Consider the following 26,744-nt stretch of genomic DNA (forward strand, 5'->3'; position numbering starts at 1 on the left):
CGGGTTATGGAGGGTTTGACCGGTGACGACGCCGATCAGCTGTCGCCGTCACAGCGGTCGACGATCCGCAGATCACCCACCTGACGGAAGATCAATTGTCAGTCGCCGTCACTTCATCGTTTACGCGACTGGATCCAATCCAAGCCGTCACGCTTGGAGAAATAATTTCCATTGCCCAGCCGTGTGGGCACAATCTCCCGGCGCATCACGGCGTACTTGACGGTGCGCCGGGTCACGGGAAGTTCGAGGTCAAAGCAGAGGTATTCATACAGCTCCTGCTCAGTCATGTTCGGCCGATCTCGGTCGCTCATGCCGTCGTAAATGCCCTTCGCGACGGCCTCGTTGATCAATTCGCAGATAACCGCGGCTAGCCGGTCGGCAGCATCATTCATTCGCGTCGCCAATGTCTCGGCAGACGACAGCCATGCGCTCCCGGCCCTCGACGCGAAGAGACAGTTGTCGCCAGTTAAACGTTCTCGCACGGTCAAAGGCTGCATCAAATGAGCTCATACAGAGTTCCTCGCTTGCTGGCCGTTGTCGATTCGATCGACCCCGCCAGGCCGCTATCCCTGATCAGCAACCCGAACTCGACATTGCGGTTCTCCGCGTTGTAGGAAAAGTTGGCACTGGTTAGTAAGACGACCTCGTGGTCGACAACGATGAACTTCGTGTGGCTCACGATCTGAACGCCGTCCGACAGAATCGCGGAGCGGTAAACGGTGGCGCGCGGAAGCCGGACCTTCACGCCGACAGGGTCGCCCACCTCGGCATCGACGTAGATGCACACCACAACCTCGGGTGCCTCGGATGCAGTCTTGAGTGCATCCCACATCTTCGACGTCGGCGAGAAGTTGTAGGTCGCACAGGTCACCGAGGTACGGGCAGCGGCGACCACGTCGTGAAATTGACTGGTCAAGTGGCCGGTCGTCGCTTCGTTTCCCGGCATGGTCCAAACCGGTACAAGGTCACGGTGAACCGACTTCGCCCCCGCGATACCGCGAAGCACTGCGACTGATGACTCCGGCGATAGGTGCCCAATTCCCGCGGCCTTCAACAACTCTGCGGCGCGCCCACGCCGCGCGGGGCTTACCGATGCCAGCGCGTGAGTGGTGTGCTCACCAGCTCCGATCAGCACCGCCAAGCTTTCGGCCTCCGTCGCGGTGAGATACCTCCCCAGCTGAGCCACCGGATCATCGGACATCAGGGCTCCCGAAGAACCCCGGCACAGGTTTGTCATCCCCACCGGGCAGTGTGAGTAGGAATCGGCGGTCGAGGAAACGGTTGGCCTTTTCGCACGACGTTTCCGAGGCGAAGCAGCAGCAATGACATGCCGCCCCGTGCAAAAAATCCTCGGGGTCGCTGGGAGTGCGCATCGCGCACAACGGATCTGATGAACATCTGCCCGCGCGCCGCAACGCCGCGATCACCAGCCCCTCCAGGCGCGAAGGCTCTGAGAGGGCTACCAGCCCGCCCAGGGTGCCCTCGCTGTCTGAGGCGGTGGTGCAAATCAGCAGCCCGGCTGCGCCCTCGCGGTGCGCGGAGGCAGGCCAGCCATAGATCCGTTCAGTCAGGCTCGCGGCACCATAGCCGCACGACATCGCCATCTCCCTAATCAGAACGTGGGAAAGCGTGTGTAGCAACCAGTATCGGGGCGCAGGGAGCCTGCTCTCGTGGTCCACAGGCTTGGCGGTTTCGGAGAACCGTCGATCGAAGTTACGCCGATGAGCCCCCTTGTGCGCCGCCCACAACGGCGACTTGTAGACCATGTTCTCCCACGCCTCAACGGCATCGAGGTTGAGCTGCAGGAAGATTCCCTCTCCCCGGTCTTCGGTCGCCGGCACCCATGTCGGTTTGCCGTTGCGGGTGAGTTTGACCAGCCGGCCGGGCAGGTCGTTGATGCGATCCATCTCGTCGAGGCGGGTAAACCCGATGAACGCATTGACCTTTTTCATCTGGTTGACCGCGACGACTCGGCTGATCTGGTCGGGAAGCTCCGGGCCGCGCGCCGTGTCGGTCACCATCAGCCCAGTGGTGTTCTTCTGAGACGGGAACAAAGCCGGCTTTTGCAGATACTGCCATTCGGGGACCAGCAGTTCCACCGGATCCCAGTCGTCACGCTTCTTCTTACGTTCCTCCTCCGACTCCGGCGGCGAGAGCGCATCGGCAATCGCAGACGAGAGGCTCTCATCCGAAACCCCGTTCAAGTCAATGCTTTTCAAGCCGGCCATTGTGCGGATGACCGCGAGTTGTCCGGCGAACTGCTGGATCGTCTCGATGCCAAGCTCAAGCCGCAGAAGATCACCGAGGGCTTCGACTTTCTCAGCGTCAGTGCGCGGCATGACAATGATCGACTGGGTGGAGGCGAACCACAGGTTGGAGGCACCCATCATGATCAACGCCGGTCGGGCACCGCACTCCTTATCGAAAGCGTTCAGGTGTGGGTGACGCCCCCGGCACGTCTGGGGCAGCTTGTCGCGGCCAACCGAGCCTTGCGCTTCGGCCATGCCGCGGGTCGCCCCGCACTGCGTACACGCGATCATCGACCCCACGCTCTTGCCGAGGTTGGCATCTCGCATCTTCAGATCAGGCCGCTCCGCCTTGGCGCACTGCCGGCCACGATGCACCCACAATTCGTAGGGGAACTCGTCGAGGTGACCATTGGTACATGTCAGTAGGTGCTGCGCCGGAACCGCGGGACTCTCTCGCCTGCCTGCCTTAGAGCTGCCGCGTTTTGCGCCGCGGCCCGGACAGCTCTTGTGGGTGAACTGGGCAAGGTCCGGCCGGAATGGATGGGTATTCGTATAGCTGAAGCGCGGGAGCGGCCCGAGGTAGTCACATCCGGTGCAGCGCAGCCACTGCGGGAACACCCGCGCCGGAATACCGAGGTCGGCACCGTCTTTGACGAACGCGTTCTGCTTGGGCTGCCATGGGTAGGGTCGCAACGCATCCACCTGAGGACCGAGGTGCATGCGGACCACCTTGAGCAGCCGAGGCTCGATGATCGACGGAACATGTTCGCGCCGTTTCCAGATCGGTTCCCAGTCATCTAGACCTGCGGGCATCACCGAGAAGCCCGGGAGGTCCATGATCGCGCCCGGCCCGTATGTGTACAGCAGCGACGACGGACGCGACGAGCCGACCTTGGCCCGGTTCTTTACCGCCGTCTCTTCGGCGTCGGTCAACGGATCCAACGTCTGCTCGACATCGTGCAGCATCACCGCGTCGGGTGTCGTGTCGGTCATCAGTCCTCATCCCCCACCGGCAACGTCCAGCGTGGTGCGCCCTCGGGAACGCGGGCGAACAAGCGTTCCGGGATCGGACTGACGAGAATGTTGATCTCCGGCTGCACCTCACGCATTGAGTTCGCCACAATGAACGGCGGCTCGGTCGACGACCCGACACCGGATTTCGCATTCTCCGGGCTCATCAGCAACGCCAGGTACTTGTCGCCTTCCCCGGTGCGTTCGTAGACCAGCGTCTTATGCATCTCACCGGCTCGAGTGGCCCGATCCACCCATCGGTCTATCCGGTTGACCAAGCGGTCGCTAGCGTATTTCACCGCCGCCTCATCGAGCGCAGCCGCCGCTATGCGGGCCTTGAGGCGGTCAGCGATCCGATCGACCGTCGCCCGGTGCTCCTTGATCCGCCACGCATTGCGCTCCTGTGAGAGCCCGTCGTCAGAGGGCGCCTGGATCACCCGTGCGACGCTGACCAACAGACCGTCCAGACCACGATCAAGCGACGTCGGCGAGTACGGCGTCACCGACAACGCCTCTACTTGAGAATAGAACGTCTCGTGGTAGTGGCGGAACTGCTCGAAGTGCGCCAGGTCGCGAGGCCGCGCCCAGTTGCCCAGCGTCACAACCAAACCCGGGCGTGAAGCGTCGCGACCCACGCGCGATGAGGCCTGAATGTACTCGGCGGTGTTCTTGGGCTGGCCGACGACGAGCATCAGCCCGAGCCGCTGTACGTCGACACCGACCTGCAACATCGAGGTGGCCAACACCACGTCGAACGGCGCCTCCTTACGAGTAGGCACCTTTTTGCCGTCGCGCTGGGCGGCCAGCCGGTCTTGGAACGCTTCGGTGGTGTCGTAGTCGGGGTCGAACTCTAGGCCCAGCCGGTCCAGGGTGCGGCCGATCTCCGAGGACGCGATGCGCGCGGTCAACTCGCCGGTGTTGAGGAGCCCGAATGCGGCGCCGTGCCGAGGCGGGAACCCGGAATCCTTGCGCGGCCGCTTAACCCGGTTCTGTACGTCATCGCCCATGTATCGGGTCATGCCGGCCAGTTCGCGGGTGGCGTTGAAGTACCCAACCAGTGTCAGGTACGGGTCGGCGGCGATGCCACTGCGGTCCAACAACAGCTGCCCGGCCGACAGCAGCACCTCCGAGACCCGGATCTCGGCGCTGGCCAGGCGCACGCCCTGCGCGCTCACCCCCACATAGCGGCGACCAGGTGTGGCTTTGGTGATGGGAATTTCGCGGGAGAAGTAGGTGTCGGCGACGTCCAGCACCTGCGGAGGAAAGATCTCGACGCGCCGACCGTACAGTCCGCGGACCTGTTCCTGCGCGTTGCGCACCGTGGCTGTCGACGCGACGATCAGCGGACGTACCGGCGTACCGTCGGGCTTTTCCCACGACGCCAGCGTCTCCACCGCGACCTCGAACAAACCGACCGAGGTGCCCAGTGCCCCGGTAATCAAGTGCAGCTCATCCTGGATGATTAGATCCGGTGGCCTGAGCCGGCCCACCGGATGCACGGTGGCGGCAGGGTAGCCAGTCACCGCCGGGTGCGCGGTGGAGATATTGCACGCTGAGTAGTCGGGATGAACGTAGCCGTGGCGGGAGCAGCGCCGCCCGACGTAACCGAACAGCGATGCGGCCTCGCCTTCGCGGGCCAGCCGGGCGAACTTGTCGACGGTGGCGATGACGAATGCCGGTGTGAGCCGGTAGATCTCCTCGTCGACGGTCAGGATCGGTAGGCCCTCAGAGACCTGCCCACCCTTGGCGAACGGGCAGCGAGCCAGGTCGTCGCCGCAGTAGACGAACACCCGCCTCGCCGTGGCGTCGGCTTTGACTTGAGCGGCGGTGATCGGGGTGCCGCACCACGGGCAGCGCTGCACCTGCAGCACGGTGAGCCGGTGCGCCCCATACTCGTTGGCCTTGGTCAGCTGCTCGTCGGCCTCTTCGAAGCGTTTCGGGCTGACATCGGTTCCCACCCACAGCCCAATGCGGAAAGGCTCAGCGCCCCAAATGGTCTCATCGGCCTGGCGGGTCAACTCGGCCGCACACACCAGTGCGGTCGCCCGTTGGAACTGTTGGGCGGTGAGCAGCCGCAAGGTGTAACGCATCAACACTGCCACACCGTCGCGGCCGTCGAGGGGACCGTCGGCGGAATCGACGACACCCTGGCGGCGGCGGATCGCAAACGTGTAGGCGGCCAGACCGAGATATGCCTCGGTCTTGCCGCCACCGGTCGGGAAGAACAGCAATTCGACGCGCGCCAGGTGCTCGGCGCTGCGCAACTGCGCTGCCGGAGTCGTCAGGGCGCCGAGCTGCATCAAGATGAATGCCAACTGGAACGGCCGCCATGAAGCGGCATTCGCACCCTCTTCGGCGACCTTGGCTTGCGCGCCGCTGATCGACAAACCGGGATCCGAAGCACGCAGCGCAGCCACTTGAGAGGCGACGCGCTGATCCCGCATCACGGCGTTCATGAATCGAAAGCAGCGCAGCGCCTCGGAATCAGCGACCACATGGTCCAGGCCATCCTGCAGTCGCTTGTGCGCGCGGCGGCCCTCCAAAAGCGCCAGGTCTGCTGTGTCCCGAAGATGCGCCGGCAAGTGCGCTGCGGCGGTCTCCTGGGTGTCGAGCCACGTCCGGTAGCCGGCAACGAGCGGCTCAAGCCCGGCGCGGACCTGTTCGGCGCTCGCCGCCGCTAGGGCGTCCATCGACAGCAGCGCATTTTCTACAGCACGCGCCTGCGTCTGCGGTGTCTCGGCGATCGGCAGCCACGTGGTCCACACCGCCGTAGCGCGCCGCGAACCTTTCTTGACTGTCCAGTCCACCGAACACGTCCGACCGATCGCGTACTCAAGCCGGTTGCGGTACTGCAGGTTCAGCCGTTGCACCTCAGGGTCGTGTTCTGGCCAGTCCTGTTCCAGCACATCGCAGACAGGAAGAAAGGCCTCCGATCCGCCAGCATCGACATACAGCTTGGTCTGAAACATCCACATCCCGATCGGGATCGGCATTGGTGTCTCGCGGTCATTACACAGCGCGATCTCGATGAGCACCCGATTGCACGCCAGGTCGTCGAAGCGATCGACCCGCAGGCAGATGGTGTCGCGCAAAGGGATTGTCGTCATCCGACCGGCGTCGAGGTCGTCCAGGCGAACGGTGCGAGCTTGTTCAACGGCGATGCGCTGGAAATGGCGGATCGGACGGCCTGCTTTGGTGACCATGTCGGTCTGCACCGACTCATAGGTGCCCCACGACGCGGTGACGGTAAACGCCTCCAGGTCCGGCGGTACCTGAAACCGCAGGCCCATGGACGAGGGGATCATCAAGCCCTGCTTGGGTGCCCGATCCTCGGCGTCATCATCGTCGGCATCGGCTTCGTGCTCTTCGGTGGCGAACGCCGGGACACCGCGCACCTCGGTGACCGCGTCCTCATCAACCCGGGCCTCGGCGAGCTCGCCCCGTTCAGTGGATTCAGCCGCGTCGTCACTGCCCGACGCCGCCCCGGTGAGCCGCACCGGCGCGATGTGCCCCACCAGATACTGCGACCGCGGACTGAATGGCAATACCTCATCAGGACCATGGATCGGGCCCAGCAATTCCCGGTGCAAGATATCGACCAAGTTCTCGCGGACAGTGAACGACGAACCATCCGGCTCATAGGTCAACTCGTAGGTCGGCCCCAATTCCCTTAATTTCTCGGCAGACTCAGGCATTACAGTAATGTTCCTTGCTCTTCCGACACGTTCTTGCCTCGACGACCTTTGCCCTTCGGCTTCGCGGCCTGTTGTGCTTCTTCGGCGGCGCGGCGGTGGTTCTCCTCCAACAGCCGATCCAGAATCTCCACCCGCGCTGCGGGACTCACCGTCCAGCGCTCCATCTGCCGGTATGTATGGAAGCCATGATCGAGCGAAATGTCCGACCAGTCGTAGGCATTCATCACCACTTCATCAAGCTCGACGTGTATGCAACGCATCCGGGCAATATCCGGGTCGGAGGCGTCAGTGATTTGTGGGTCGTTTACTAAGTTGTAGAGCTTTGTCAGACCAAGGTTGCGGCGAAGCATTACTTCGCGGCGCTTATCATCGAGCATCCTCCCCATTCGATCCAAACGGTCGGATTGAACTGGACACGGGAAGGTTTCAAATACATCCGAGGGCGTGTAACGCACATCAGTACGCATCGTCGAGCCATAAGTGACCGCCCATAGCTGATGCAACGAAGAGGACAGCACCGCCTGGAGTGCGTAACTGTCACTTGCAAAGACGTTGAGACTATGGCTGAAAACTTGTGCACTCGGTACGCGGAACGGCATGACGGTCTTACTCACTGCGGTAATCACGAGGACGTGCGTCAAGCTGCGGATCGCTGCCCTAAGAGCGGGACGGCTTCTGAACGGCAGCCACCAAGGAGCCGAAGCAACTGCTTCACTCGCACGCTCACGTTCTGGTTTCACTAGCTCTTTAACACGTGCCATGGGCAGCGCGTAAGTTGATGCCGCCTCCAGCGCCATATTGTTGAAATCGATTGCCCACCTAGGAGCCTGGGCTTCCGGATGCCCATTCACATCCTCACCCGAGAGGTATGGCACCAAAACATCGCGAAGCCGCGGGTCCGCGTGAATCCACCGGGCTGCCTCGTCAGGAGAGATCAAGAACCCCTGCCCATACATTTTGATCCCGTTGAATGCGATTCCGCGATTTTCCTGCAGGACTAAGGGAAGACCAGAGACGCGACCAGCCGGCTCCAACAATGTCGAGATCGAACCTGCGGGCGTACCGTCAACAACGCGTTGGGCATTCTCGGCAACGGGGATTCTTGTTCCCCAGATCGCGGCATACTCAAGGCTGGCGGTTGAGGCGGGCCACTTTGCGCTCCGAATAGCCCGAGTAAGCTCCAAGCCCTTCGCAACCGCGTAATCAAGTCCGACCTGCCGAGTGTCCCCCTGAGCAATTGTGTTCGTTGCGATCAATCCCAATGTCGATGATGCGTTAGCCAAGCTGATCGCCCTCAGCAGAAAGAACGCTACGAGGTCCGCCTTACCCTTCACTCCTTCCCCAAGCACGTGTGCTAGCCAGTCGTGCATGTTCTCTCCGACAGCAGCAGGTGCATTCGTACTCGAGACAAACGGTGGGTTGCCGATGACAGCATCGAATCCGCCACGGTCCACGATCACGTCGGGCGCTTCGATAACCCAATGATTGGGCTGCCACCGCCGGTAGTCGGTCGGCACGGTCGGGCTAAGACCAATGTCGATGATCGAATCGAGCATCGTCGAATCGGGCATACCAGATTCGACGTGCGCTGCCTTGACCGCGATGCGCAGGTTCTCGTAAGCCTCGTCGAGCGCCCTGCCCGGCTTTCCCCCCAGGGGCAGTCCCGCAGCGACAACCCCGTCGGCGATCTTGCGCAATTCTGCTGTCACATGGCGAAGTTGAGCGAGTTGGCGACGCTTGGCGGCACTGTTGCGCGCGGGATCGTTCTCGTCGATCTCGGAGGCGAGTTTGCGACGTAGATCGGCCGCCTTGCGGATTATCGCGTCGATGTCGACGTCGAAGATGTCGAACATTTCTCCAGTCGGCACTCGGGAAGGGTCGATGTGTAGCCTGCGGAGCTGATCGAGGCTGGTGGTGCCGAGCAGCGAGTTGCCTAGGAAGATTTTGTCGTCGACGAAGGAGAACGGCAGATCACGGTCCAGTGACACCAGCCACAGCGAGAGCTTGCACATTTCGACGGCCATGTCGTTGATGTCGGCGCCGTAGAGGCAGTTGGCGACCACTTCCCGGACGGCGCGGCGGTGCAGGTCGCCGCGATGAGCGTTGGCGGGATCTTCGGCGATCCACGCCTCGACCACCCGATCGGCCAGATAGCTCGCCGCGGAGACCAGGAATGCGCCTGAGCCACAAGCGATGTCGGCGACCTTCAGGCCCAACAGGTCGTCGGAAGACTTCAGCTTCCACTGTGACTCGTCGGCGGTCTGATACGGGCCCGGCGCATAGCACAGCGGCTGCAGTGCATGCAGGACGACTTCCATAGCTAGTGATTTTGGCGTGTAGTGCGCCCCGGCATTCTTGCGGGACGGCGTTTCCTTAACCAACAGTCCATCGTCAAGAACCACGAACGGGCGACCCCGCAGATCCTGGCGCATGACGCCTAGCCAGGGCAGCACACGTTCGCGCAACTCGGGGTCGTCACCGACCGCTTGGGCCAGCGCACTGACGACACTCGGATCGACCGGCGCCGCAATATTTTTGGCGATGCCCGCGGCTGACTGCGGCTTGGCGGAGGGCTGGTTGTCTGCGACACGGGCGCGGATTGCCTCGGCCAGTTTCTTCGGTGTGCTGTTGGCCGCGGCGAGTCGCTCCAGATCCGACAGCGTGATCTCGGGTTCCTCACCGCGGGCACCCTGCAGACCGAGGTAGGTTTCACCGACGGCGACCGCGGTGTAGCCGAGCAGACCTTCGTAGATGTAGCCGATCTGCTCGACATCTATGTCGCGGAACGAAATTCGCCGCGCCTCGCCGCCTTTGAGGATGGCCAGTTGCACCGACCGCAGTGCGTGCAGCATCACCCGGTCGGACACGGTGACGGCCAGGGTTCCGTGCGGGGTCAGCGCGGTGAGGAACGGGAAGCGCGCCGGGTCGAACAGCGATCCGCCGTAGGCGGGCACGCGCATGTTCTCAAACGAGGCACCGCCGTACAGCGCCTGGCTGGTCGCCAGCAGGCGATGCCAGGTCAGCGAGGTGGCATCGAGGGCTTCCTCGCTGTCCTCATCACAGCGTGTCTGTAGCCGGTCTAGTTCGCGGGAGATCCCGTAGCCCTGCTCGAACAGTTCGCCGGACGGCAGGAGGCCGCGTTCCTCGGCGAATAGCAGGAACACGATCCGCATCATGATCGTCACCGCGGCTTCGTAGCTTTGGTGGGTGTCGGTCGGAAGCGGATAGGGTCCGCCGCGTTGTTGGGCGTCGCGGGCGGATTCGGAGAAAGACTGGATGAGCAGTTCGACCGCGCCGCGCACCTGGGCGCCGAGGGCTTCGGTGATCTCTTCGGCAGCGGTCACGGATTCCTCGAACAGCAGCGGCAGCCGCTCGTCGAGCGTGCCGCCGATGATGTGCTGGCGCGAGATCAACGTCAGGAAGGCATCACGGGTGCGGGGCTCTTCCACCCATGTCAGCGCGTCGATGACGCCGGAGGCGGTCATCGCCCCGGCACGTGCACTCACCAGGGCCCACCAGCGTCCGTCGGTGACAATGCCGATCGGAATGTCGTTGCCGCGCAGCAGCGATTCCATCCGGTCGATGGGAGTGGCCGCCCACAGGTCGTTGGGAACCTGGCGAAGCGAGTCGACCGGGTCGATGACCGACATCAGCGCGCCGATAACGCCATCCGGGGCGAGCAGGGCCGCCTGCGCGCCCACGGTGACCGCCCGGTTCGGTGACTGCGCCTGCACCCCGGCGACCGTCCCCCACGACAGGGATTCGGCCCAGCCGGCCACATCACGCAGCACGGTCTCCACCCATTTGTCGCGGGCGATGCGGTAAGCATCCCGGGGCGAGTCTCCGTCACCGGTGGCTCGATCGGCTACCTCCCAAGCGGCTTCGAAGTCCTTGCGTGCGTACAGCAATGCTTCCTTGCGGGCATCATCCAAGCCGGGCATGCCTTGGGGCCATACCCGTTTGAGCGGAGCGACCGCCAGGAACGGTCCGTCGGTGTCGACGAGTTCGAGCCACGCACGGTGCAGCTCAGAGACATTCGGTGTGGAACGTTGTCGCGGGGTGGGCGGCGCCATCAGCGCAGCCCTCCTATCGCGTCGGCCGGGGTCAGCGCGAACACCACCGCGGCGGCGGTGGTGTGGGGTTTGACCTCGGCGTAGCGGTCGGTGATCGCGGTGATCTCTCGGGCCTCCTCGTCGTCGAGTTCGTCGAGGCGGCGCTGCATGGATTCGATGTCGCGGCGCCACTGCTTCTGCTGCTCGTCGGCCCACAGCATCGCCTCGGCTTCGGCGTCCTTGCTGCGCAGCAGGTCCAGCGATTCGCGCAGATTGGACCGGAACGCGGAAAAGATGTCGCGAGCCCGCTGGATGTCGGACGCGCGGCGGTTGTCCAGTTGCTCGAGCACGCGGGTGTGTCGGCGCTCAGCACGGGCGTGCATCGACTCCTCTAGTCGCTCCCGCAGCGGTGCGTCCGGAGCGTTCCACAGCTCACAGAGGTCGTCGCGGACCCGGCGGCTGGCCAGGGTCAGCCGGTCCCCGTCGAGGGCGTGGTCGAGGGCGCGCTCCGCTTTCTCCTCGGCCATCGCGCGACGCCCGCGTAGACGAACACCGACCAGGAAAACCTCCTCGTGCAGACGCACCCCTCCCCGGCCGACGAGCACCATGCGGGTCACCGCCGCCACGAACGACTCCGCCATACCGTCGATCACCACCGCGGTCACGCGGTTCAGGGTGGAATCCACACTCCATAGCGAGCGGCGAAGCAGCCGTTGGGCTTTCTGCACGATCGGATGGCCCAGGTGCACATACACCAGATCGCTGCGCCCCTCGGCTGCGGTTGGGTCGAACGTGATCGGCCGCAGCACATCGGGTTTGAGCCGGGTGGCCAAGCCTTTGAGCGTCTCCTGCCATCCAGGGCTCAACGCAGGCATCGTGAACACGTCGGCGTCGGTGTCGGCGTCGCCGACCGGTTCCAGCGGGAGCTGATGGTTGATTTGCAGCGCGGTGTCGACGACGCGGCGCAAATTCTGCGCGTCGAGATGCAGATCGGCACGCGACGCGTCATAGCCGCGTTCCAGTTCGGTGAGCCGTGCGTTGAGTTCTATGCCGCCGGCTAGGGCCTCCTGGATCACTTTGTTGCCATCGAGCCCCTTGGCTTTGCGTTTGGCAGGTTGGCGGCGGGCGAAGTGTTCCTGAATTTCCTCACCGATCACCTGGTTGGCCGATCCCAGATCCACCTCGACCTGAGCGATCTTCTTGGCGACGCGGGCCATGAAGTCCGCGTCGGCGGCGTAGGTGGACGACTTGTCATCGGGCACAAAGTGGAAAACCTCAGGTGTGTCGGTCTGCCCGTAGCGGTCGATCCGGCCGATGCGCTGTTCGAGCCGCGACGGGTTGAACGGGATGTCGAAATTCACCAGCCGATGGCAGTGGGTCTGCAGGTCGATTCCCTCACCGGCGGCGTCGGTGGCCAACAGCACCCGAACCGGTTCCTCAGCCGGGTTGGCCGTGAATTGGGAGCGGATGTATTCGCGATCCTCGGTGGGAGTTACGCCTTCGATGACGGCCAACCGGTCGGCGTAGCCGCGTTGGGCCAGGACCCGTTGCAACCAGCCGAGGGTATGGGCGTATTCGGTGAACACAACTACCCGCTCGTTGGACCAGTGCCTACCGTCGGGCCGGCACACCGCGTCCAGAAACTTCACCAGCCGGTGCAATCGCGAGTCGGGTCGGCTCTCGTAGCCCAAACCCCACTCGGCGAGTTTCTCGAGCTGTCCGGCTTCAGCCGCGCTGAGCGGATCGGACACCTTGGACTCCCGCAGCCGTTCGGCCTCGTCGTGCTCCCACAAACCTTCTTCTTCGTCGGCCTGGCCCTCACCGAAGATGTCGTCATAGTCGTCGGCACGCAAGCCGCGTCCCGCTCGCGCGTCGAGGTAATGGCTGATGGTCATCCCGAAGGCGAACGGACTCGACAGGAACCGTTTCTTGAGCAGCATCGTGACGATGTCCCCGCCCGGTTTGGTGCCGTTCTGCTTGGCGCTGCGGGTGACGATTTCATCAAGCAGAGAGAACATCTGCTGCTCGCTGTCCTCGGGGGTGAAGTCGAGGATATTGACCTGGCGGTCTTTGAAGCCTTTGCCCTTGAGGTCGCTCTTGAGCCGGCGCACGGTCACGTCCTTGAGGGCCGCCGAATCCAGCAGCGCGCCGCGAGAGAACCGGCGAGGATCGATCATCTCCATCAGCGCGGTGAAGGACTCCGGGTGGCCGTTGTGCGGGGTGGCACTGAGAAACAGCCGATGCTCACACGTTTCGGCGAGCTGGCGCACCGCCACTGTGCGCTGAGTGTCCACCGAGTAGCCGCGCCCCTTCGCGATGGCCGACGGGCTTGACGGCGCGACGTGGTGAGCTTCGTCAACGACGAGTATGTCGAAGGCGAATCTTTTGCCCAGTTTGGGGTTCTTGGCCTGCGCGTACACGTCGCGCAGCAGCCGTTGGCAGCGCACCTGCGGCAGCCACGCCATGGAGACGATCACCCGCGGATACAGCTGAAATGGGTTGGCGTGCAAGCCATGGGTTCGGCGCACCTGAGCCATCAGCTCACTGTTGACGATCACGAACTGTAAACCGAACTTGTCGCGCATTTCGTCTTGCCATTTGAGCGCCAGGCTTGGCGGGCACACGATCACCCCGGTCCGGGCGCGATGCCGCAAGATCAGCTCCTGCACCACCAGGCCGGCCTCGATCGTTTTGCCCAACCCGACGTCATCGGCCAACAGCAGGTTGGTCCGCGGGCTGGTCAACGCCCGCCGCAACGGTTCGAGCTGGTAGGCCTCCACCACCACACCTGACCAGAATGGCGCCTGGTAGCGGTTGGGGTCCGCCGAGGTCAGCGCACCCCAACGCATCGCATCGATGAAGCCGGCCAACGTGACGGGGTCGTCAAAGCCCGCTGGGTTGATGTGCTCGTGCAGCCCCTGTGGCGGGGTGACCGTGTGGCCGACCTCCAGCTCCCAGATCACCGACAGCTGCTCGCCGAGGCGGTCCTCGTCCAGCGACTGCAGGTCGACCACATGGTTGATATGGGCCGCCGCATCGTCAGCCGGACTCAACGGAAGCCCTTGGGCTTGTACGTTGGCCACCGCCCACGTCGAGCCGCGGACTTCGACAACCTGCCCGGGTTCGGGCAGGGCCGGGGCAGCTACAAGCACAGGAACTCCTCCGGACGCGGGTGCTGGGGCTGGCGGTGCAGTATCGCCGTCGACACCGACAACGGTCCTGATGGTGTCCTCGGAGACGCCGAGCAATTCTGCGTGGCTTCTGACCACCTCCGCGGCTGCGTTGCGTCTCTGGGTGACATCGGTGATGGCTGTCGCGGCGCTGAAATCGCGCCGGATCCGGTTTCGCTGCCCCGACGTCAACAGCTCCTCGGGCAGCGCGGCCGGAAGTTCGTCGTGCAGCAGGTAGTCGATGGTGTCGTAGGAGATTCCGTACTTCGCCTCGAGGTCGGCACAGGTGTTCCGCATCGCCCACTCAACGCCGTGCGAGTCGATCGCACCCTGGACCGCCCGACGGATCGTGAAGCGCTGGCCCGGCGACAGGTGGTCAGCCTCAATTCGCGGTGACTCCCCCACACAAAGCAACGGTAATAGGCCAGCTTCGCTGGTGTGTGGGGTTTCCCACCCGACTTCTCGGACCGGTGGTGCTCGCGATCGAGGCGCCGAATGGCGGAGGCGAGCATGCGATTGCAATCAGTCCGACAACATCCTCGACCACGCACAGTCAACTGTGAAGAGGTTCGTCTGAGCCCATCGCGGCCCCACGTTGCGTTGGCCGACAAAGAGGTCCAATCCGGCGCTAGTCTCAGACGGATTCGGAAAACCGCGTTCCGCGGAGGCCGCCCAACAACGAGGATAAGACAGTCGAGCTAGCGGCCGATCGCATACAGGAACAGCGATCTCAAGTCGGCAAGCACGTGCTGTTTCACCCAGGGAGACAATGACAGTGGTAAATGCGTCGCCAACGATGAAAAGGCCAAATGCGCCGCAAGTCGAGAAGGTCGCCGCTCAGATCCTTAACGATTGTCTCATTGCTGATGGTTCTCTGCTAACTCCCGACAAGCAGATCTGGACCAGCTCCCGCCTCGCTGAACTGCACACGAACTATGTCGCCGCACCCGACGTTTCGGCCAAGTCCTTCGCCGAGAAGCTCGCAATTCAACTGGCACCTTGCAGCCCGTCCGCCAGGCAGCTCTTCGCCGAGATCTACATCCTCAACATCCTGCCGGTCTCGAACTTCACCACGCCCTACAAGCGCAAGGTCATCGAAGAGGTGCTGGAACCCTTAGAGCCGCCAGTTGCGTTAACTCCGGATGTTCTTGCGGCCTTCAACGAGGGCGTTTTCAACGGCGGGCCGGCCTGGAACAATCGCCGCTGGGCGCAGCTGTCGTTCCTGGTGGAGTTCGCGGAGTATTTCAAGAGCCAGGACCCAAGCATCCGCGCCCAGGCGAAGACAAGTCCCGAGGCGTTGCGGGACCTGGTCATGGACTCGCCCGGCCACCGCGAGCCAGCCCAGCGCCAAGCACTTTTGTACCTCTTCCAACCGCGCTACTACCCGCCGATGGTGAGTCAACAGCATCGCACCGCCCTTCGCGCAGCCTTCGCTACAGACAATCTTCCTGACGGCCCGACGAAGGACCTCGACGCCGACCTGCGCAACATCATCGACGCAATCGAAGCTCAAGCAGGCGGACCGGTCGACATATACGACGACATCTGGCGACCGAAGTGGCTCCCCGATAAGGAGGATCCCCAGCCCCCTGGTGGCAAAGACGCTGGCGCCGGCGGCGGATCCATGGGCGGATCATCGGACACCCCGTACACCGTGGCCGACATCGTCGCCGAAGGGTGCTTCCACTCGAAGGAGCGTCTCCAAAAGATGCTCGATCACTGGCGAGAGAACCTAAACCTCGTGCTGCAAGGAGCCCCGGGAACAGGAAAGACGTGGTTGGCGCGGCGCCTGGCACAAGCCCTCATCGGGACCCAAGCACCGGGAGCTATCCGAGCGGTGCAATTCCACCCCAACACCTCCTACGAGGACTTCGTCCGCGGCTGGCGGCCCACATCCGGTGGCCAGCTCGACCTGACTGACGGCGCTCTGCTGCAGCACGCCGATCGAGCTCGGCAGAATCCCGACGTTCCGCACGTCCTGGTCATCGAGGAGATCAACCGCGGCAACCCCGCCCAAGCGTTCGGTGAGATGCTCACCCTCATCGAGAAAAGCAAGCGGAACCCGGACGATGCGCTGGCCCTTAGCTATCCGAAATCCATCGCAGAGCAGTACTACTTGCCGGACAACCTGTACCTGCTTGGGACGATGAATATCGCCGACCGGTCACTGGCTCTGGTCGACCTCGCCCTGCGCCGGCGGTTCAGCTACGAAACGCTCGAACCGGCGTTCACCGATGCCTGGGCGGCTGATCTCGCCAAGAAGCTGCCCAATGATCCGGGACTGGTGGAGACGATCCGCAGCCGTATTCATGACCTGAATACAACGATCGCGGAAGACCGCATGCTGGGACCTAATTTTGTGATCGGACAGAGCTTTCTGACTCCACTTCAGGCGCAGTCCGATGGAAAGGATTGGTACTTCGGCGTCATCGATACACAGATCGGCCCGCAACTGCAGGAGTACTGGTTCGACGCCAGCGAGAAAGCCGAGGCCGCCATAGCGGCCCTCAAAGCCTGAGCTTCGGGAGCACAGTGATCATCCTCGGGGAGGGAAAAACCAGCATCCCGGTGCGCAGCATGTGGTTCCTGCTCATCTATGCCTCAGAACTACTCGCCGAAATGCGGGCACCTGAACGAAACAAGATCCTTGCGGGCGAACGGGATGAGGACCTCCTAGACGCCATCGCAGAAGTGCTGGTTGTTGAGGTCGAGCAACGCCTCCGGCGCCAACTGACCCTGCACTACCGGACCCGCCATGCTGATCTCCACCGGGTGCGGGGACGTATTGACCACCTGAGATCCGTTACCCGTCGGCTTTCCGACCAGGGCCGGATCGCCTGCCGATTCGAGGAACTCAGCGTCGATTCCCCCCGAAACCGATTCATCGCCCATACCCTGATCTACGCGGCGCAGGCCATCAAGAGAGCCGAACTCGCACAACGCTGCCGCGCCGCCGCCTTCCGAATGCACCGACTCGGCGTCGGCGCTGTCGAACCCTCGCGCAGCGAGTTGTCCCGCGATCGCCTCGCCCATCACGACGCCGGCGACCGCCGCATGCTTGACGCCGCGCATCTGCTGCGTGACATGGCCATCCCGTACCACGAGCAAGGCCTGGCAGACCTCCCGGCCCTCCTCAACGAGCCTGGCAAGCATCGCAAGCTGTTCGAGGCCGCGGTACGTGGATTCTTCTGGCACACACTGTCCGCACAAGGCTGGACCATCGGATCTCGCAAGCTGCACTGGAAGTCCGAAATGGGCCCGACTCCGACGTTCCTGCCCGTCATGAAAACTGATGTCACACTAGATAACCCCGCGATGAAGAGGCGGATCGTTATCGAAACGAAGTTCACCGATGCGCTGGTCGACCGAGATGGGAAGACCACAGTGGCCAGCGGATATCTCTACCAGCTCTACGCCTACCTTGCCTCACAGAGCGGTAATGGGAATGCTGTCGCTGACGCCGCTGAGGGGGTGCTGCTCTTCGTCAAGACCTCCGGCCGCCAGGAGTTCACCGCAGAGACCAAGATCCAGGGACACACCCTGCGATTCATGTCAGTCGACCTCTCGGCCAAGCCCGCCGACATTCGCAACCGATGGATGCAGTGCATGACAACCCAGGGCGCCTTACAGGCGGGCAGTGATTTCGATCAGTGAGGGATCGACGGTGAATCGAACACGAAATCGAGGAACCCTCGATCGGACCTACGATCCTTTGCGGTTTCAGGCGGCGTCCTCGGCAAGATAGCGATACACGGTGGCGCGAGAGACGCTCAACATCTTCGCGATATCCGTGGCCGCGACGCCCTTCTCCTTGAGATGGCGGGCTTTGGCGGCCTGAGCGTCGTTGACCTTGCGTGGGCGCCCACCCTTGCGGCCGTTGGCGGCGGCGGCGGCCAACCCGGCGCGGGTGCGCTCGATCATGGTGTCGCGTTCGAGTTGGGCGAATGCCGCCATGATGGTCAGCATCGCCTTGCCCATCGCGCCCTCGGTATGCAGGCCTTCGGTGATGCTGCGGAACCCGACCCCCCGTGAGATCAGGTCGTCGACGACGGCGAGAACGTGCTGGGTGTTGCGTCCGAGTCGGTCGAGCTTCCAGACGGTGAGGACGTCGCCGTCGCGAAGGTGATCGAGGCAGGCATCGAGTTGTGGGCGGCTGGCGGTCGCGCCGCTGACACCGTGGTCGGTGAAGATGCGGGCGGCACCTGCTTTCTGCAAGGCGTCAAGTTGAAGTTGTGGGTCCTGCTCAGTGGTTGACACCCGCGCGTAGCCGATGGTGGCCATCACGTCTCCTGTCTCACAAACTCGTGTCTGACTGGGTTATGAGAATAGCAGTTTTGAGACAGGTTTTCTAGACAGTCAATGATCACCGTCAGTGCAGGTAGCTCAGACTCGGTGGCGGGTACGTCTCAGTCGCAAGAACCCATCGTTTTCGAGACGGCTCGATGGCGCGAGTGAACCAAGCCGACAGCTCGAACGGTTGGACCGCGGAAAGCACGTGACAATTCGTTGACCGGCGGCATTGCCGCCGACCGACACCTGCGGACGTGACCAACACACTTCTACGACATCCCGACGACCTCGGTGAGTTTGTCAGTGCTGACCACTACCCTCTTCACGAGTCAGGCGAGAGCGCAAACAGTCAGTAGGGTCTTCATTTCGTGGCACGTCCTTATCGTTCGGAAATGGCCGAACTCCGGCACACACTTGATTGGGTCTCTGACACCGACGTGACCAAATTATTGATGGCTATCTCGCGCGGTTGGTCCTCACCGCTGGTGGCGGTGGGGTCAGGAGGCTCGTTCTCTGCGGCGAGTCATCTAGCGCGTCTGCACCGTACTTTTTTTCGACAAGTCGCGGCGGCTGCGACCCCGTACCGCCTTGCTTCAGAGCCAATTGCGAATAACGCAACTCATTGGATCTTCAGCGCCGGCGGTTCCAACGTCGACGTCATCGCCGCCGTGCGTGCCTGTCAGCTCGGCGAACCTGACGCTGTGAACGTCTTGACGATGCAAGAGCGGAGCCGAGTCGCAACCCTTTGTCGCGAGAACCCATTCTTGACCCTGCACGTGCTCGCAACTCCAACAAAGAAGGACGGTTTCCTAGCAACAAATTCGCTGCTCGCCTTCTGCGCGTTGATGTCTCGCTGCTATTTGAATGCCGCAGGGCGACACAACGAGTGGTATGGGGTAGCTGCATCGCTTAGCCCCTTGGCCGACCCGACCTCTAGTCGTGTTGCGACATGGCTAGAGGAGTACGAGAGAGTTCGGTTGGTCGATCACTTGGTCGTTCTGCACGGCGGTGAGACAACCCTTGGCGGCATTGATCTTGAGTCAAAGTTCGTCGAGGCAGGCATCAAGGACGTTCAACTGGCCGACTATCGGCATTTCGCCCATGGACGCCATCACTGGCTCGCAAAAAACGGCGATAGTACTGGACTCCTGGTGTTCATTTCCGATTCGGACCGTAAGCTCGCGGATCAAACCTTGCGTGTGATTCCGAAGGGAATCCCCTGCTCACGCATTGACGTTGAAGGCCGGGGAGAGCGCGCCGAATTGGGGTCTCTCCTCGCGACGTTCCACCTGACGGCGCAGGCCGGCTTTTCCAGAGGGATCGACCCAGGACAACCGGGTGTTCCTGACTTCGGCAGAAAGCTCTACGGGTTGCGCATCCCTGAGCCTGTCGTCCCCAGCACTGGTGCTTGGGCCATCCGGCGAAAGATAAACGCGCAGGGTCCAGACGCTCCACCCGAGGCCGATTTTTGGCGGACGAACCTGGAGCGTATGCAAGAGCGCCTTACATCGACCAGGCTCGCCGGCGTTGTCCTCGACTATGACGGAACAGTGGTCGACACAGCAAGGCGCTTCGAGAATCCTGTGCCAGAGATCGGTGCTGAATTGCGTAGGCTCGCAGACGGAGGGGTGCGCATCGGAATCGCAACTGGCAGGGGCAAGTCGGCCGGCGACAGCCTACGCGCGGTGTTGCCGACATCTCTTTGGCCGCAGGTTCTCGTCGGCTACTACAACGGCGCCGAGATCATTGGTTTAGATTCGACGGATGGGCCTGATCGTGGCCGCACTCCAACTGCCGCGATTGCTAACGTAAATAACGCAATTCAAGCCAGACTCGCGACCATGCCGCGTATGCAGGTGGATCTCCGTCCAAGCCAACTGACACTCACCCCAAGATCCGCGGCCGACGAAGATGCATTGTGGACGGATGTACGCGAGCTCATCGACGAACTTCAGATTGGCGGCGTGCGACTAATGCGCTCTAGCCATTCAATCGATGTCGTTGACCGCTCTGCGTCCAAACTGAACGTAGTCAGCAACGTAGCGAACCCGGATTATGTGCTCCGTATTGGAGACCGCGGGCGCTGGCCTGGCAATGATTTCGAAATGCTCGCTCACCCGCTCGGGCTAAGCGTCGACCAAGTCAGCGGTCATCCAGATCATTGCTGGAACATCGCTCCGCCGGGCTTGCGGGGCATGCGGGCCACGCTGCATTACCTACGCGCGATCACGTTGAACGGGGACCCACTCATTCGGCTGAGTCTTACGTGAACACTCAACTTGCTCTCCGCATATTGGGGAGAATCATGGACTGGGACGACGATCGCGCGTATGACGAGTTTCGCCGCCTGCGTTTGATGGCATCGCTAAAGTACGACGGCTATAGAGATTTCGAGGCTGGTGTCAGGTTTATCGAAAGCCTGGCCGCGTGGCTTCAACAGTTCAAGCCGAACGAACGCAGCACAGCGTATGAGTTCGTAACCGACCGATTGGTGTACATCGGTCCAGGCGAGATGGAGAAGTTGGTTGCCCAGTTTTATACGAACTGGGTCCGGCCCGAGCTTGTCCGCGCTGTTGCCGAAGAACTCCAAATTCGCCCATACCTCGTCAATGCTGACGCCGACGCGCTAGACCGGATTGCGCACTTGCGGCGCCGCACGCTGTTTCTGGGCCTTAGTGACGGAGCCCGGGTGGACTACCTTCGTCATCAGAACGTCGGCTTGATCTCCAACGAGCAAGTAGTGGGTTCGGCCCAGTTGGATAGCGAAAAATGGCAGGACCTCCTTGGCAGTCTACGGAAAGACACCGACGATCCCGATGCCAGATTTGTAGCGGTCTATTTGGTCGACGACTTCGTCGCCACCGGCACCACCTTCTTCCGGATTGATTCTGATACCGGTGCCCCAAAGGGCAAGCTGGTGAAGTTCGCAAAATCTGTCAGGAAGGCGGTCTCGGACCTCGAGCGCCAGATCTTCGAAGAAGACTACAGAGTGAACGTCCACCACTACGCCGGCACAGCTGCAGCTATCTCCGGTCTCGGTGCACGCATTCAAGACTCCGCGGCACTGCTCACGGAGCTGGGGATCAGCTCTCTGCCTAGGCTGACGTATGGCATCAAGCTCCCCGAGTCACTTCCCATGAGTGCCAGCAATCCTGAAGATCAGGACTTCCTAGAGCTGGCCAATCGGTACTACGACCCAGTACTGGAAACATCACATACAAAAGTAGGCGGAACTGACGACATGAAGCTCGGGTACGGCGGTTGCGCGCTGCCGCTCGTCCTTGACCACAACACGCCAAATAATTCGTTGCCGCTCCTCTGGGCAGAGACAAATGGTGCCGACGGGGACGCGCCCGAGAATTCGGTTCCAGCGATGCGGCCACTATTTCGACGCCGACAGCGGCACACCTAGGGGGGGTTATGGCGAACCCTTTTGAAAAGCGAGCAACCGAGTACCTAGTTGATACAGAAGCCTTTCTCGCGGTCGTGACTCCAGAGCCTGTCATCACATTCTTCGAGCGTCATGCACGGAACGGATCACTCTACGACCGCCTCGCAATCGTTACTGGCACGCCAGGCAGCGGCAAGACGACTCTTGCGAGACTCTTCGAGTATTCGACGGTTCAGTCACTGGTACGTCATCGCGACGCAAGCACCTACCGATCGCTTTCCGATGCGCTAACTAGATGTGCAGTGCTCACCGACCTCAAACCGCAAATTCTTGGAGCTCGCGTGCCTCTCGAGTCTGAGTATCGCGAGTTTTGGGAATTCCCTTACCCGGACGAGGTGCGGACGTCGCTCACCACAACGCTCGTTCAAGCCCGTGCAGTAATTCGGTGGCTGCGGCAGCTCGGCGATGCAGGAACAGCTCTTGAGAAGGTCACGATCCAGGCACGCACCGGAGCCGAGGCCGCGCTGGAACAAATCGGCGGACGTCGAGGCGACCAAGTGCTCACTCGAGCAAGAGATGTCGAGCGTGCAATTTATAAAATCGTCCGCGCATTAGTACCACCCAAGCTGGACACGCTCGCGGCTGCGATAGGAGATGCCTACCACCCGTTCGATGTAATCGAACGGATTAATGTGCCGCTAGATCGCGAAACAGTCTCGCTCATACCACTCGCAATCTTTGATGACGCGCACTCACTCCATCCCGTCCAGTACGAGCGGATCGAACGGTGGCTCGCCCAGAGGGAGATGCGAGTTGGTAGGTGGATCTTAACGCGCCTCGACGCTCTCAAACCAGCGCACGTGTTGGGAAACGATTCTGACCCGGCCATGCAGAGAAACCGCGTAATCACAGATATCCGCATGCAGCCAACTGATCGTAAGCAGAGTCGACCTGCTTTTCGAAAGATGGCCAAGGACATGTCCAGTCGTTACCTAGCGCAAATGGACACCTTCAATCGGCGGCGTCTCACCGATCTTGCAGACCTTCTTGCCACAGACAGGGTCACCATCTCAGACGCAAAGCTGGCCGAACTCGAACATCGGGTTGACGTGATCCAGCGAAGAGTCGGTGCATCCGACGCCCGCAGAGCCGAGTTGGTGGCCAAGGTGGAGCAGTATTTGGACGCATCCAAGTCACATCTTAGTAGCCCTGAACTGGTTCTTGCGGCAACGGCGATTGTGCTCGAGCGGTACGGAAAACGAACGCCCCAACTCGCGCTAGATGTCTTTGTCGGGGATGAAATCGAGCCGAACAAGCCGATCACGGTTGACGCAAGTTTGATCGACGGGGCTCGAATACGCCTTCTTCATGATGCCAACGTGCCTTACTACGTCGGCTTCGACGCGCTATGCGATGCCAGTACCGAGAATGCTGAACAATTTCTCCAACTCGCTTCCCGTCTGGTTGCCCAAGCGGAGACCCAGCTAGTTCGAGGCAAACAACCTACGATCTCAATTGCTGACCAGCATCGGCTCATAACCAAGAAAGCTGTCGAGCTGATCGACTCGTGGGACTTCCCCCATCACCGAGAAGTTAGGCGGCTGACGAATGCGATTGCCGCCGAATGTCTCGACCGAAGCCTCGAAGGTAACGCGTCGCTTGGGGGCGGTGCGAACGCTTGGGGTGTTCCGCAAGAGGACTTCGACGAACTACCGCGACAGCATGCCGACCTCGCCAGAGTGCTTCAGTATGCCGTTGCCTACAACGCAGTCGTACTAAAACCGAAGCACTCCACCAAAGGACGAGAGTGGTGCCTAATCGAGCTCGGCGGACCCGTCACCGTTAGCACTGGGTTGACGCTCAAACGCGGCGGCTTCCTCGAGCGCGAGGTCGATGACATGCTTCGAGCGGTGGGAGCCACGCGCAGTGCATGAGGCGGGACGATACGACGAATGCGTCCTAAACCGGGGCGACGAAGCGCACGAATTCATCGCCGAATACTTTCAGGAGAAGCATGTCCTCATGATCGCTGGCGCTGGTTTTGATCCCCGTGCGTGCGTCGCTGCGCAACAGATGATCAATTCAGGCGCGACTCTCGACCTAGTATTGATCAAGGAGGAGCGACCGTCACCGTCAGATGAGCTCGAGTCTGCCGCTCAAGCAAATCTGCAGTCGTTCCTTGCGGTGGTCCCGCAGTTGTCGGTTGTTGACATCCGAGTATTTGATGATGATGGCGCCCTCGTCGGCGGCCGGCGAACTGCCGCCAAGGTTCAAGAGCTATCGCTCGATAGCGTCGACGAGCTTGTCGTAGACATCAGTGCACTGTCCATCGGCACTAGCTTCCCGATGATTCGGCTACTTGTGGATCGAATCCTTGACTCCGGACTCAAGACCAATTTACACATCACAGTTGCTCATAATCCCGCTGTTGATACCGCCATTAGACCGATCGCCGGAGACCGGCCAGGTTGGGTCCACGGGTTCAGCGCCGAACAGGGCGTTGACCGAGATCCCGAGCCAGCAAAGCTATGGATGCCGCAATTGGCATTCCGCGGAAATCAGGAATTGGGGCGAATCTACGAGTTCGTCGGACCGGACGATACTTGTCCGATCGTCCCCTTCCCCGCCAGCGACCCCAGGCTCCCTGACAAGCTGACGATCGAGTTCCGCGATGAGCTGTTGGAAGTCTGGGAAGTCGACAGTCGAAACCTGGTCTATGCAGACGAAGGAGATCCGCTTGACGTCTACCGAACCATTTTGCGGATTGATGATCTCAGGCGTCCGGTCTTTGAGAGCAACGGCGGGTCGACCATCATCGTCTCGCCAACCGGTAGCAAGCTGATGGCTCTGGGATCGCTGATCGCGTGCATCGAGCGCGATCTGCCAGTCGCGTACCTTGAGGCCGAAGCTTACGAAATGGACGAGGACGCGACTTTGCCTGATGCAAATCCGATGTTGGTCCACCTCTGGTTGGAGGGTGACGCGTACCTTAATAACCGACCCGCCTTAAGGAAGGGGTCCGACAAGTGAGTGTCCGTCGACCGAAGATCTTGGGCGCGGGACTAGTCGCGCTCGATCTCGTCGTCAGCTCCGATCCAAGCGTCCCGATTCAAGCATGGGCCGGTGGCACGTGCGGCAACGTAATGACGATCTTGTCGTGGCACGGTTGGGATTCATACCCGATTGCAAGGATGAATGAAGACGCCGCCTCGCAGCGCGTGCGCGCCGACCTAGGTCGATGGGGCGTGCATCTCGATCTAGCTGGGTGCACACCAGTCTCGGACACACCCATCGTTGTTCAGGAAGTTCGGCGTTCAATGCAAGGCAAAGCTACTCACAAATTCTCATGGGAGTGCCTTCGTTGTGGTGGTTGGCTTCCATCGTTTAAACCTGTCACCCGACAGGTTGTCGAACAAGCGCAATCGGCCCTACCAGGAACATCAGTCTTCTTCTTTGACCGAGTTTCCCGGGGAACGCTCGAACTCGCTTCCCTCGCTTCGGATTCCGGCGCGTTAGTATTCTTCGAGCCATCGGGCCGTGGCGACCAACGCTTATTCGCAGAAGCGCTCGAACTGTCGCATGTGGTGAAGTACTCTAACCAGCGCATCTCCGACCTGGCTGACGAAAGTCCTGCTGATAATCGGATGCTCGAGGTTCAGACCCTCGGAATGCACGGATTGCGCTACAGGACGCCTCATCGCAAGCGTCACGACGGGTGGCGCGCCTTGGAGGCAGTCCCCGCTGCCCGCACTGTTGACTCGTGCGGCTCCGGAGATTGGTGTACGGCCGGCATGATCGCAACGATGGCAGCCGGAGGACGAGCCACCTTCGAAAGTTCGACGCTCACCGAGATTAAGGACGGGCTTGTGTACGGGCAAGAGCTCGCCGCCTGGAATTGCGCATTCGAAGGCGCTCGGGGAGGCATGTACTCCAGCCTGGCCGCCAATGCGCCACTGATGACGCGCGTTCGAAAGACCGCACTAGCCAACCGGGCATTCGAAAAGCGGGAGGCGCCGCTCAGCCTTTTACACTGTCCGAAGTGCGATGTTGCTTAAGTGCTGGTTTTGCGTCGCGAACCAGCCGTTTTCACAGCGTCGGATAGCGAAAACCGTTGCGCAGCGGTTAATCCGGCAGGGCAGATTGTCGATATCGCGGTAATCTAATCTCGAAAACATCGACACTGAATGTGAGCTGCTGTGCTTCCGCCACGTAGTACTTGGGCACTGGCACACGGGCCTGTATCCAGACGCTGGGAATGCTGTGATCCAGGCGCTGGGAATGCTGTGATGCAGATCGTGCAGCCGCACCGTTGTCAGTGAAACTACGTTAGGCTTCGTCGGATCGTGCGCTTGTTCGGCGCGATCGAATCGGCTAATCGGATTATCAATTTACCTCGGCGTCGATTGAAGCGGCCAATCCCTGGTCATCATTACCGATGTGGCGCCGAGGGTGCGCCTCAAGGGCAACTCGCGATCGACGGAATTCAGCGCGCGAGCCGCCTTCGAGCACCATGAGGTTGTCGAGTATCTGCTCGTACGGCTTCGGAGGTCCGACTTCTACTTCGACTGCGTTCTTCGCCGCAAGCCCGGCCCGATCGAGTGCGTCGCGGATCGCCGCAAGCTTCACCGAATCAGTTACATTGGCGTCGGTCGCCATCTTCAGCAGCTCGCAAGCCATCCGGTCCGCGGCTTCCTCGATACGCTGCCGAGCTTTGCGTTTCACTTGCGGCGCCTTCGCACCATGAAAATCACACACGTTGGTTCCTCGGCGTGCAGCATTCTTGCATCGGTCTCCATTCTTCCGATGTGCGGTGCAACGTCTCTCTGGATGGGCACTCCGGGCCCACCGATCGATAGGTTCGGTGCTCGATAGGTCACTCATCCTCA

Annotated in this window: 15 protein-coding genes; 7 read left to right on the forward strand and 8 right to left on the reverse strand. The window is 61.6% G+C overall.

The annotated features are described in order from the left end of the window. Nucleotides 1-113: 113 nt before the first annotated feature. From A9W99_RS27330 to drmD, 6 genes are read right to left on the reverse strand one after another with little or no spacing between them, the layout of a single operon-like run. Nucleotides 114-497: a hypothetical protein gene (locus tag A9W99_RS27330; protein WP_253869940.1), complete on the reverse strand. Its 384-nt coding sequence runs from the start codon at nucleotides 495-497 to the stop codon at nucleotides 114-116. Continuing rightward, nucleotides 497-1,201 (reverse strand): DISARM system phospholipase D-like protein DrmC, encoded by a 705-nt coding sequence (gene drmC / locus A9W99_RS16875; protein ID WP_067380287.1) that lies wholly within the window; start codon nucleotides 1,199-1,201, stop codon nucleotides 497-499. Before drmC ends, A9W99_RS27330 begins: the two co-directional genes overlap by 1 nt. After that, nucleotides 1,191-3,242 carry a DUF1998 domain-containing protein gene (gene drmB, locus A9W99_RS16880; protein WP_067380290.1) on the reverse strand — a complete coding sequence of 684 codons (2,052 nt, stop codon included), beginning with the start codon at nucleotides 3,240-3,242 and terminating at the stop codon, nucleotides 1,191-1,193. The genes drmC and drmB overlap by 11 nt, the downstream gene beginning before the upstream one ends. Beyond that, entirely contained in the window at nucleotides 3,242-6,955 is a 3,714-nt protein-coding gene (drmA, locus tag A9W99_RS16885) for a DISARM system helicase DrmA (RefSeq protein WP_067380292.1), read from the reverse strand. The genes drmB and drmA overlap by 1 nt, the downstream gene beginning before the upstream one ends. Then, complete coding sequence (locus tag A9W99_RS16890; protein ID WP_067380295.1) at nucleotides 6,955-11,028, reverse strand: Eco57I restriction-modification methylase domain-containing protein; 4,074 nt, start codon at nucleotides 11,026-11,028, stop codon at nucleotides 6,955-6,957. The genes drmA and A9W99_RS16890 overlap by 1 nt, the downstream gene beginning before the upstream one ends. Further along, the gene (drmD, locus tag A9W99_RS16895) at nucleotides 11,028-14,582 is read right to left on the reverse strand and encodes a DISARM system SNF2-like helicase DrmD (protein WP_253869944.1); all 3,555 of its coding nucleotides are present in this window, start codon (nucleotides 14,580-14,582) and stop codon (nucleotides 11,028-11,030) included. The genes A9W99_RS16890 and drmD overlap by 1 nt, the downstream gene beginning before the upstream one ends. Nucleotides 14,583-14,973: 391 nt before the next feature. Between drmD and A9W99_RS16900 the strand changes: the two genes are divergently transcribed. Together A9W99_RS16900 and A9W99_RS16905 are read left to right on the forward strand one after the other, a co-directional pair. Next, nucleotides 14,974-16,695, forward strand: coding sequence for an McrB family protein (locus A9W99_RS16900; RefSeq protein ID WP_067380298.1), 1,722 nt, complete (start codon nucleotides 14,974-14,976; stop codon nucleotides 16,693-16,695). Nucleotides 16,696-16,709: 14 nt separating this feature from the next. Beyond that, nucleotides 16,710-17,831, forward strand: a complete 1,122-nt coding sequence (locus A9W99_RS16905) for a hypothetical protein (protein WP_067380301.1) — start codon at nucleotides 16,710-16,712, stop codon at nucleotides 17,829-17,831. Nucleotides 17,832-17,897: 66 nt separating this feature from the next. Here A9W99_RS16905 and A9W99_RS16910 read toward each other — a convergent pair whose 3' ends face one another. Beyond that, the gene (locus tag A9W99_RS16910) at nucleotides 17,898-18,458 is read right to left on the reverse strand and encodes a recombinase family protein (RefSeq protein ID WP_067380304.1); all 561 of its coding nucleotides are present in this window, start codon (nucleotides 18,456-18,458) and stop codon (nucleotides 17,898-17,900) included. 401 nt (nucleotides 18,459-18,859) lie between these two features. Here A9W99_RS16910 and A9W99_RS16915 point away from each other — a divergent pair, with 401 nt between their 5' ends. From A9W99_RS16915 to A9W99_RS26650, 5 genes are all read left to right on the forward strand, one after another. Next, nucleotides 18,860-20,737: a sucrose-6-phosphate hydrolase gene (locus A9W99_RS16915; protein ID WP_156623141.1), complete on the forward strand. Its 1,878-nt coding sequence runs from the start codon at nucleotides 18,860-18,862 to the stop codon at nucleotides 20,735-20,737. 35 nt (nucleotides 20,738-20,772) lie between these two features. Further along, entirely contained in the window at nucleotides 20,773-21,879 is a 1,107-nt protein-coding gene (locus A9W99_RS16920; RefSeq protein WP_216639736.1) for a hypothetical protein, read from the forward strand. Between the two features lie 8 nt (nucleotides 21,880-21,887). Beyond that, complete coding sequence (locus tag A9W99_RS16925) at nucleotides 21,888-23,792, forward strand: hypothetical protein (protein ID WP_067380310.1); 1,905 nt, start codon at nucleotides 21,888-21,890, stop codon at nucleotides 23,790-23,792. Continuing rightward, nucleotides 23,785-24,888, forward strand: a complete 1,104-nt coding sequence (locus tag A9W99_RS16930; RefSeq protein WP_082930051.1) for a hypothetical protein — start codon at nucleotides 23,785-23,787, stop codon at nucleotides 24,886-24,888. The genes A9W99_RS16925 and A9W99_RS16930 overlap by 8 nt, the downstream gene beginning before the upstream one ends. 161 nt (nucleotides 24,889-25,049) lie before the next feature. Next, the gene (locus A9W99_RS26650) at nucleotides 25,050-25,913 is read left to right on the forward strand and encodes a carbohydrate kinase (RefSeq protein WP_172828893.1); all 864 of its coding nucleotides are present in this window, start codon (nucleotides 25,050-25,052) and stop codon (nucleotides 25,911-25,913) included. Between the two features lie 328 nt (nucleotides 25,914-26,241). On the opposite strand, the gene A9W99_RS16940 is transcribed toward A9W99_RS26650, so the two are convergent. Then, nucleotides 26,242-26,514: a hypothetical protein gene (locus tag A9W99_RS16940; RefSeq protein WP_156623143.1), complete on the reverse strand. Its 273-nt coding sequence runs from the start codon at nucleotides 26,512-26,514 to the stop codon at nucleotides 26,242-26,244. Nucleotides 26,515-26,744: the final 230 nt, after the last annotated feature.

Source organism: Mycobacterium sp. 1164966.3 (assembly GCF_001665395.1).
In the GTDB taxonomy this organism is placed as follows: domain Bacteria; phylum Actinomycetota; class Actinomycetes; order Mycobacteriales; family Mycobacteriaceae; genus Mycobacterium.

Coding starts and splice junctions, on each gene's coding strand:
- A9W99_RS27330 (WP_253869940.1), bottom strand. CDS start 497: ATGCAGCCTTTGACCGTGCGAGAACGTTTAACTGGCGACAACTGTCTC.
- drmC (WP_067380287.1), bottom strand. CDS start 1,201: ATGTCCGATGATCCGGTGGCTCAGCTGGGGAGGTATCTCACCGCGACG.
- drmB (WP_067380290.1), bottom strand. CDS start 3,242: ATGACCGACACGACACCCGACGCGGTGATGCTGCACGATGTCGAGCAG.
- drmA (WP_067380292.1), bottom strand. CDS start 6,955: ATGCCTGAGTCTGCCGAGAAATTAAGGGAATTGGGGCCGACCTACGAG.
- A9W99_RS16890 (WP_067380295.1), bottom strand. CDS start 11,028: ATGGCGCCGCCCACCCCGCGACAACGTTCCACACCGAATGTCTCTGAG.
- A9W99_RS16900 (WP_067380298.1), top strand. CDS start 14,974: ATGAAAAGGCCAAATGCGCCGCAAGTCGAGAAGGTCGCCGCTCAGATC.
- A9W99_RS16910 (WP_067380304.1), bottom strand. CDS start 18,458: ATGGCCACCATCGGCTACGCGCGGGTGTCAACCACTGAGCAGGACCCA.
- A9W99_RS16915 (WP_156623141.1), top strand. CDS start 18,860: ATGGCCGAACTCCGGCACACACTTGATTGGGTCTCTGACACCGACGTG.
- A9W99_RS16920 (WP_216639736.1), top strand. CDS start 20,773: ATGGACTGGGACGACGATCGCGCGTATGACGAGTTTCGCCGCCTGCGT.
- A9W99_RS16925 (WP_067380310.1), top strand. CDS start 21,888: ATGGCGAACCCTTTTGAAAAGCGAGCAACCGAGTACCTAGTTGATACA.
- A9W99_RS26650 (WP_172828893.1), top strand. CDS start 25,050: ATGAATGAAGACGCCGCCTCGCAGCGCGTGCGCGCCGACCTAGGTCGA.
- A9W99_RS16940 (WP_156623143.1), bottom strand. CDS start 26,514: ATGGCGACCGACGCCAATGTAACTGATTCGGTGAAGCTTGCGGCGATC.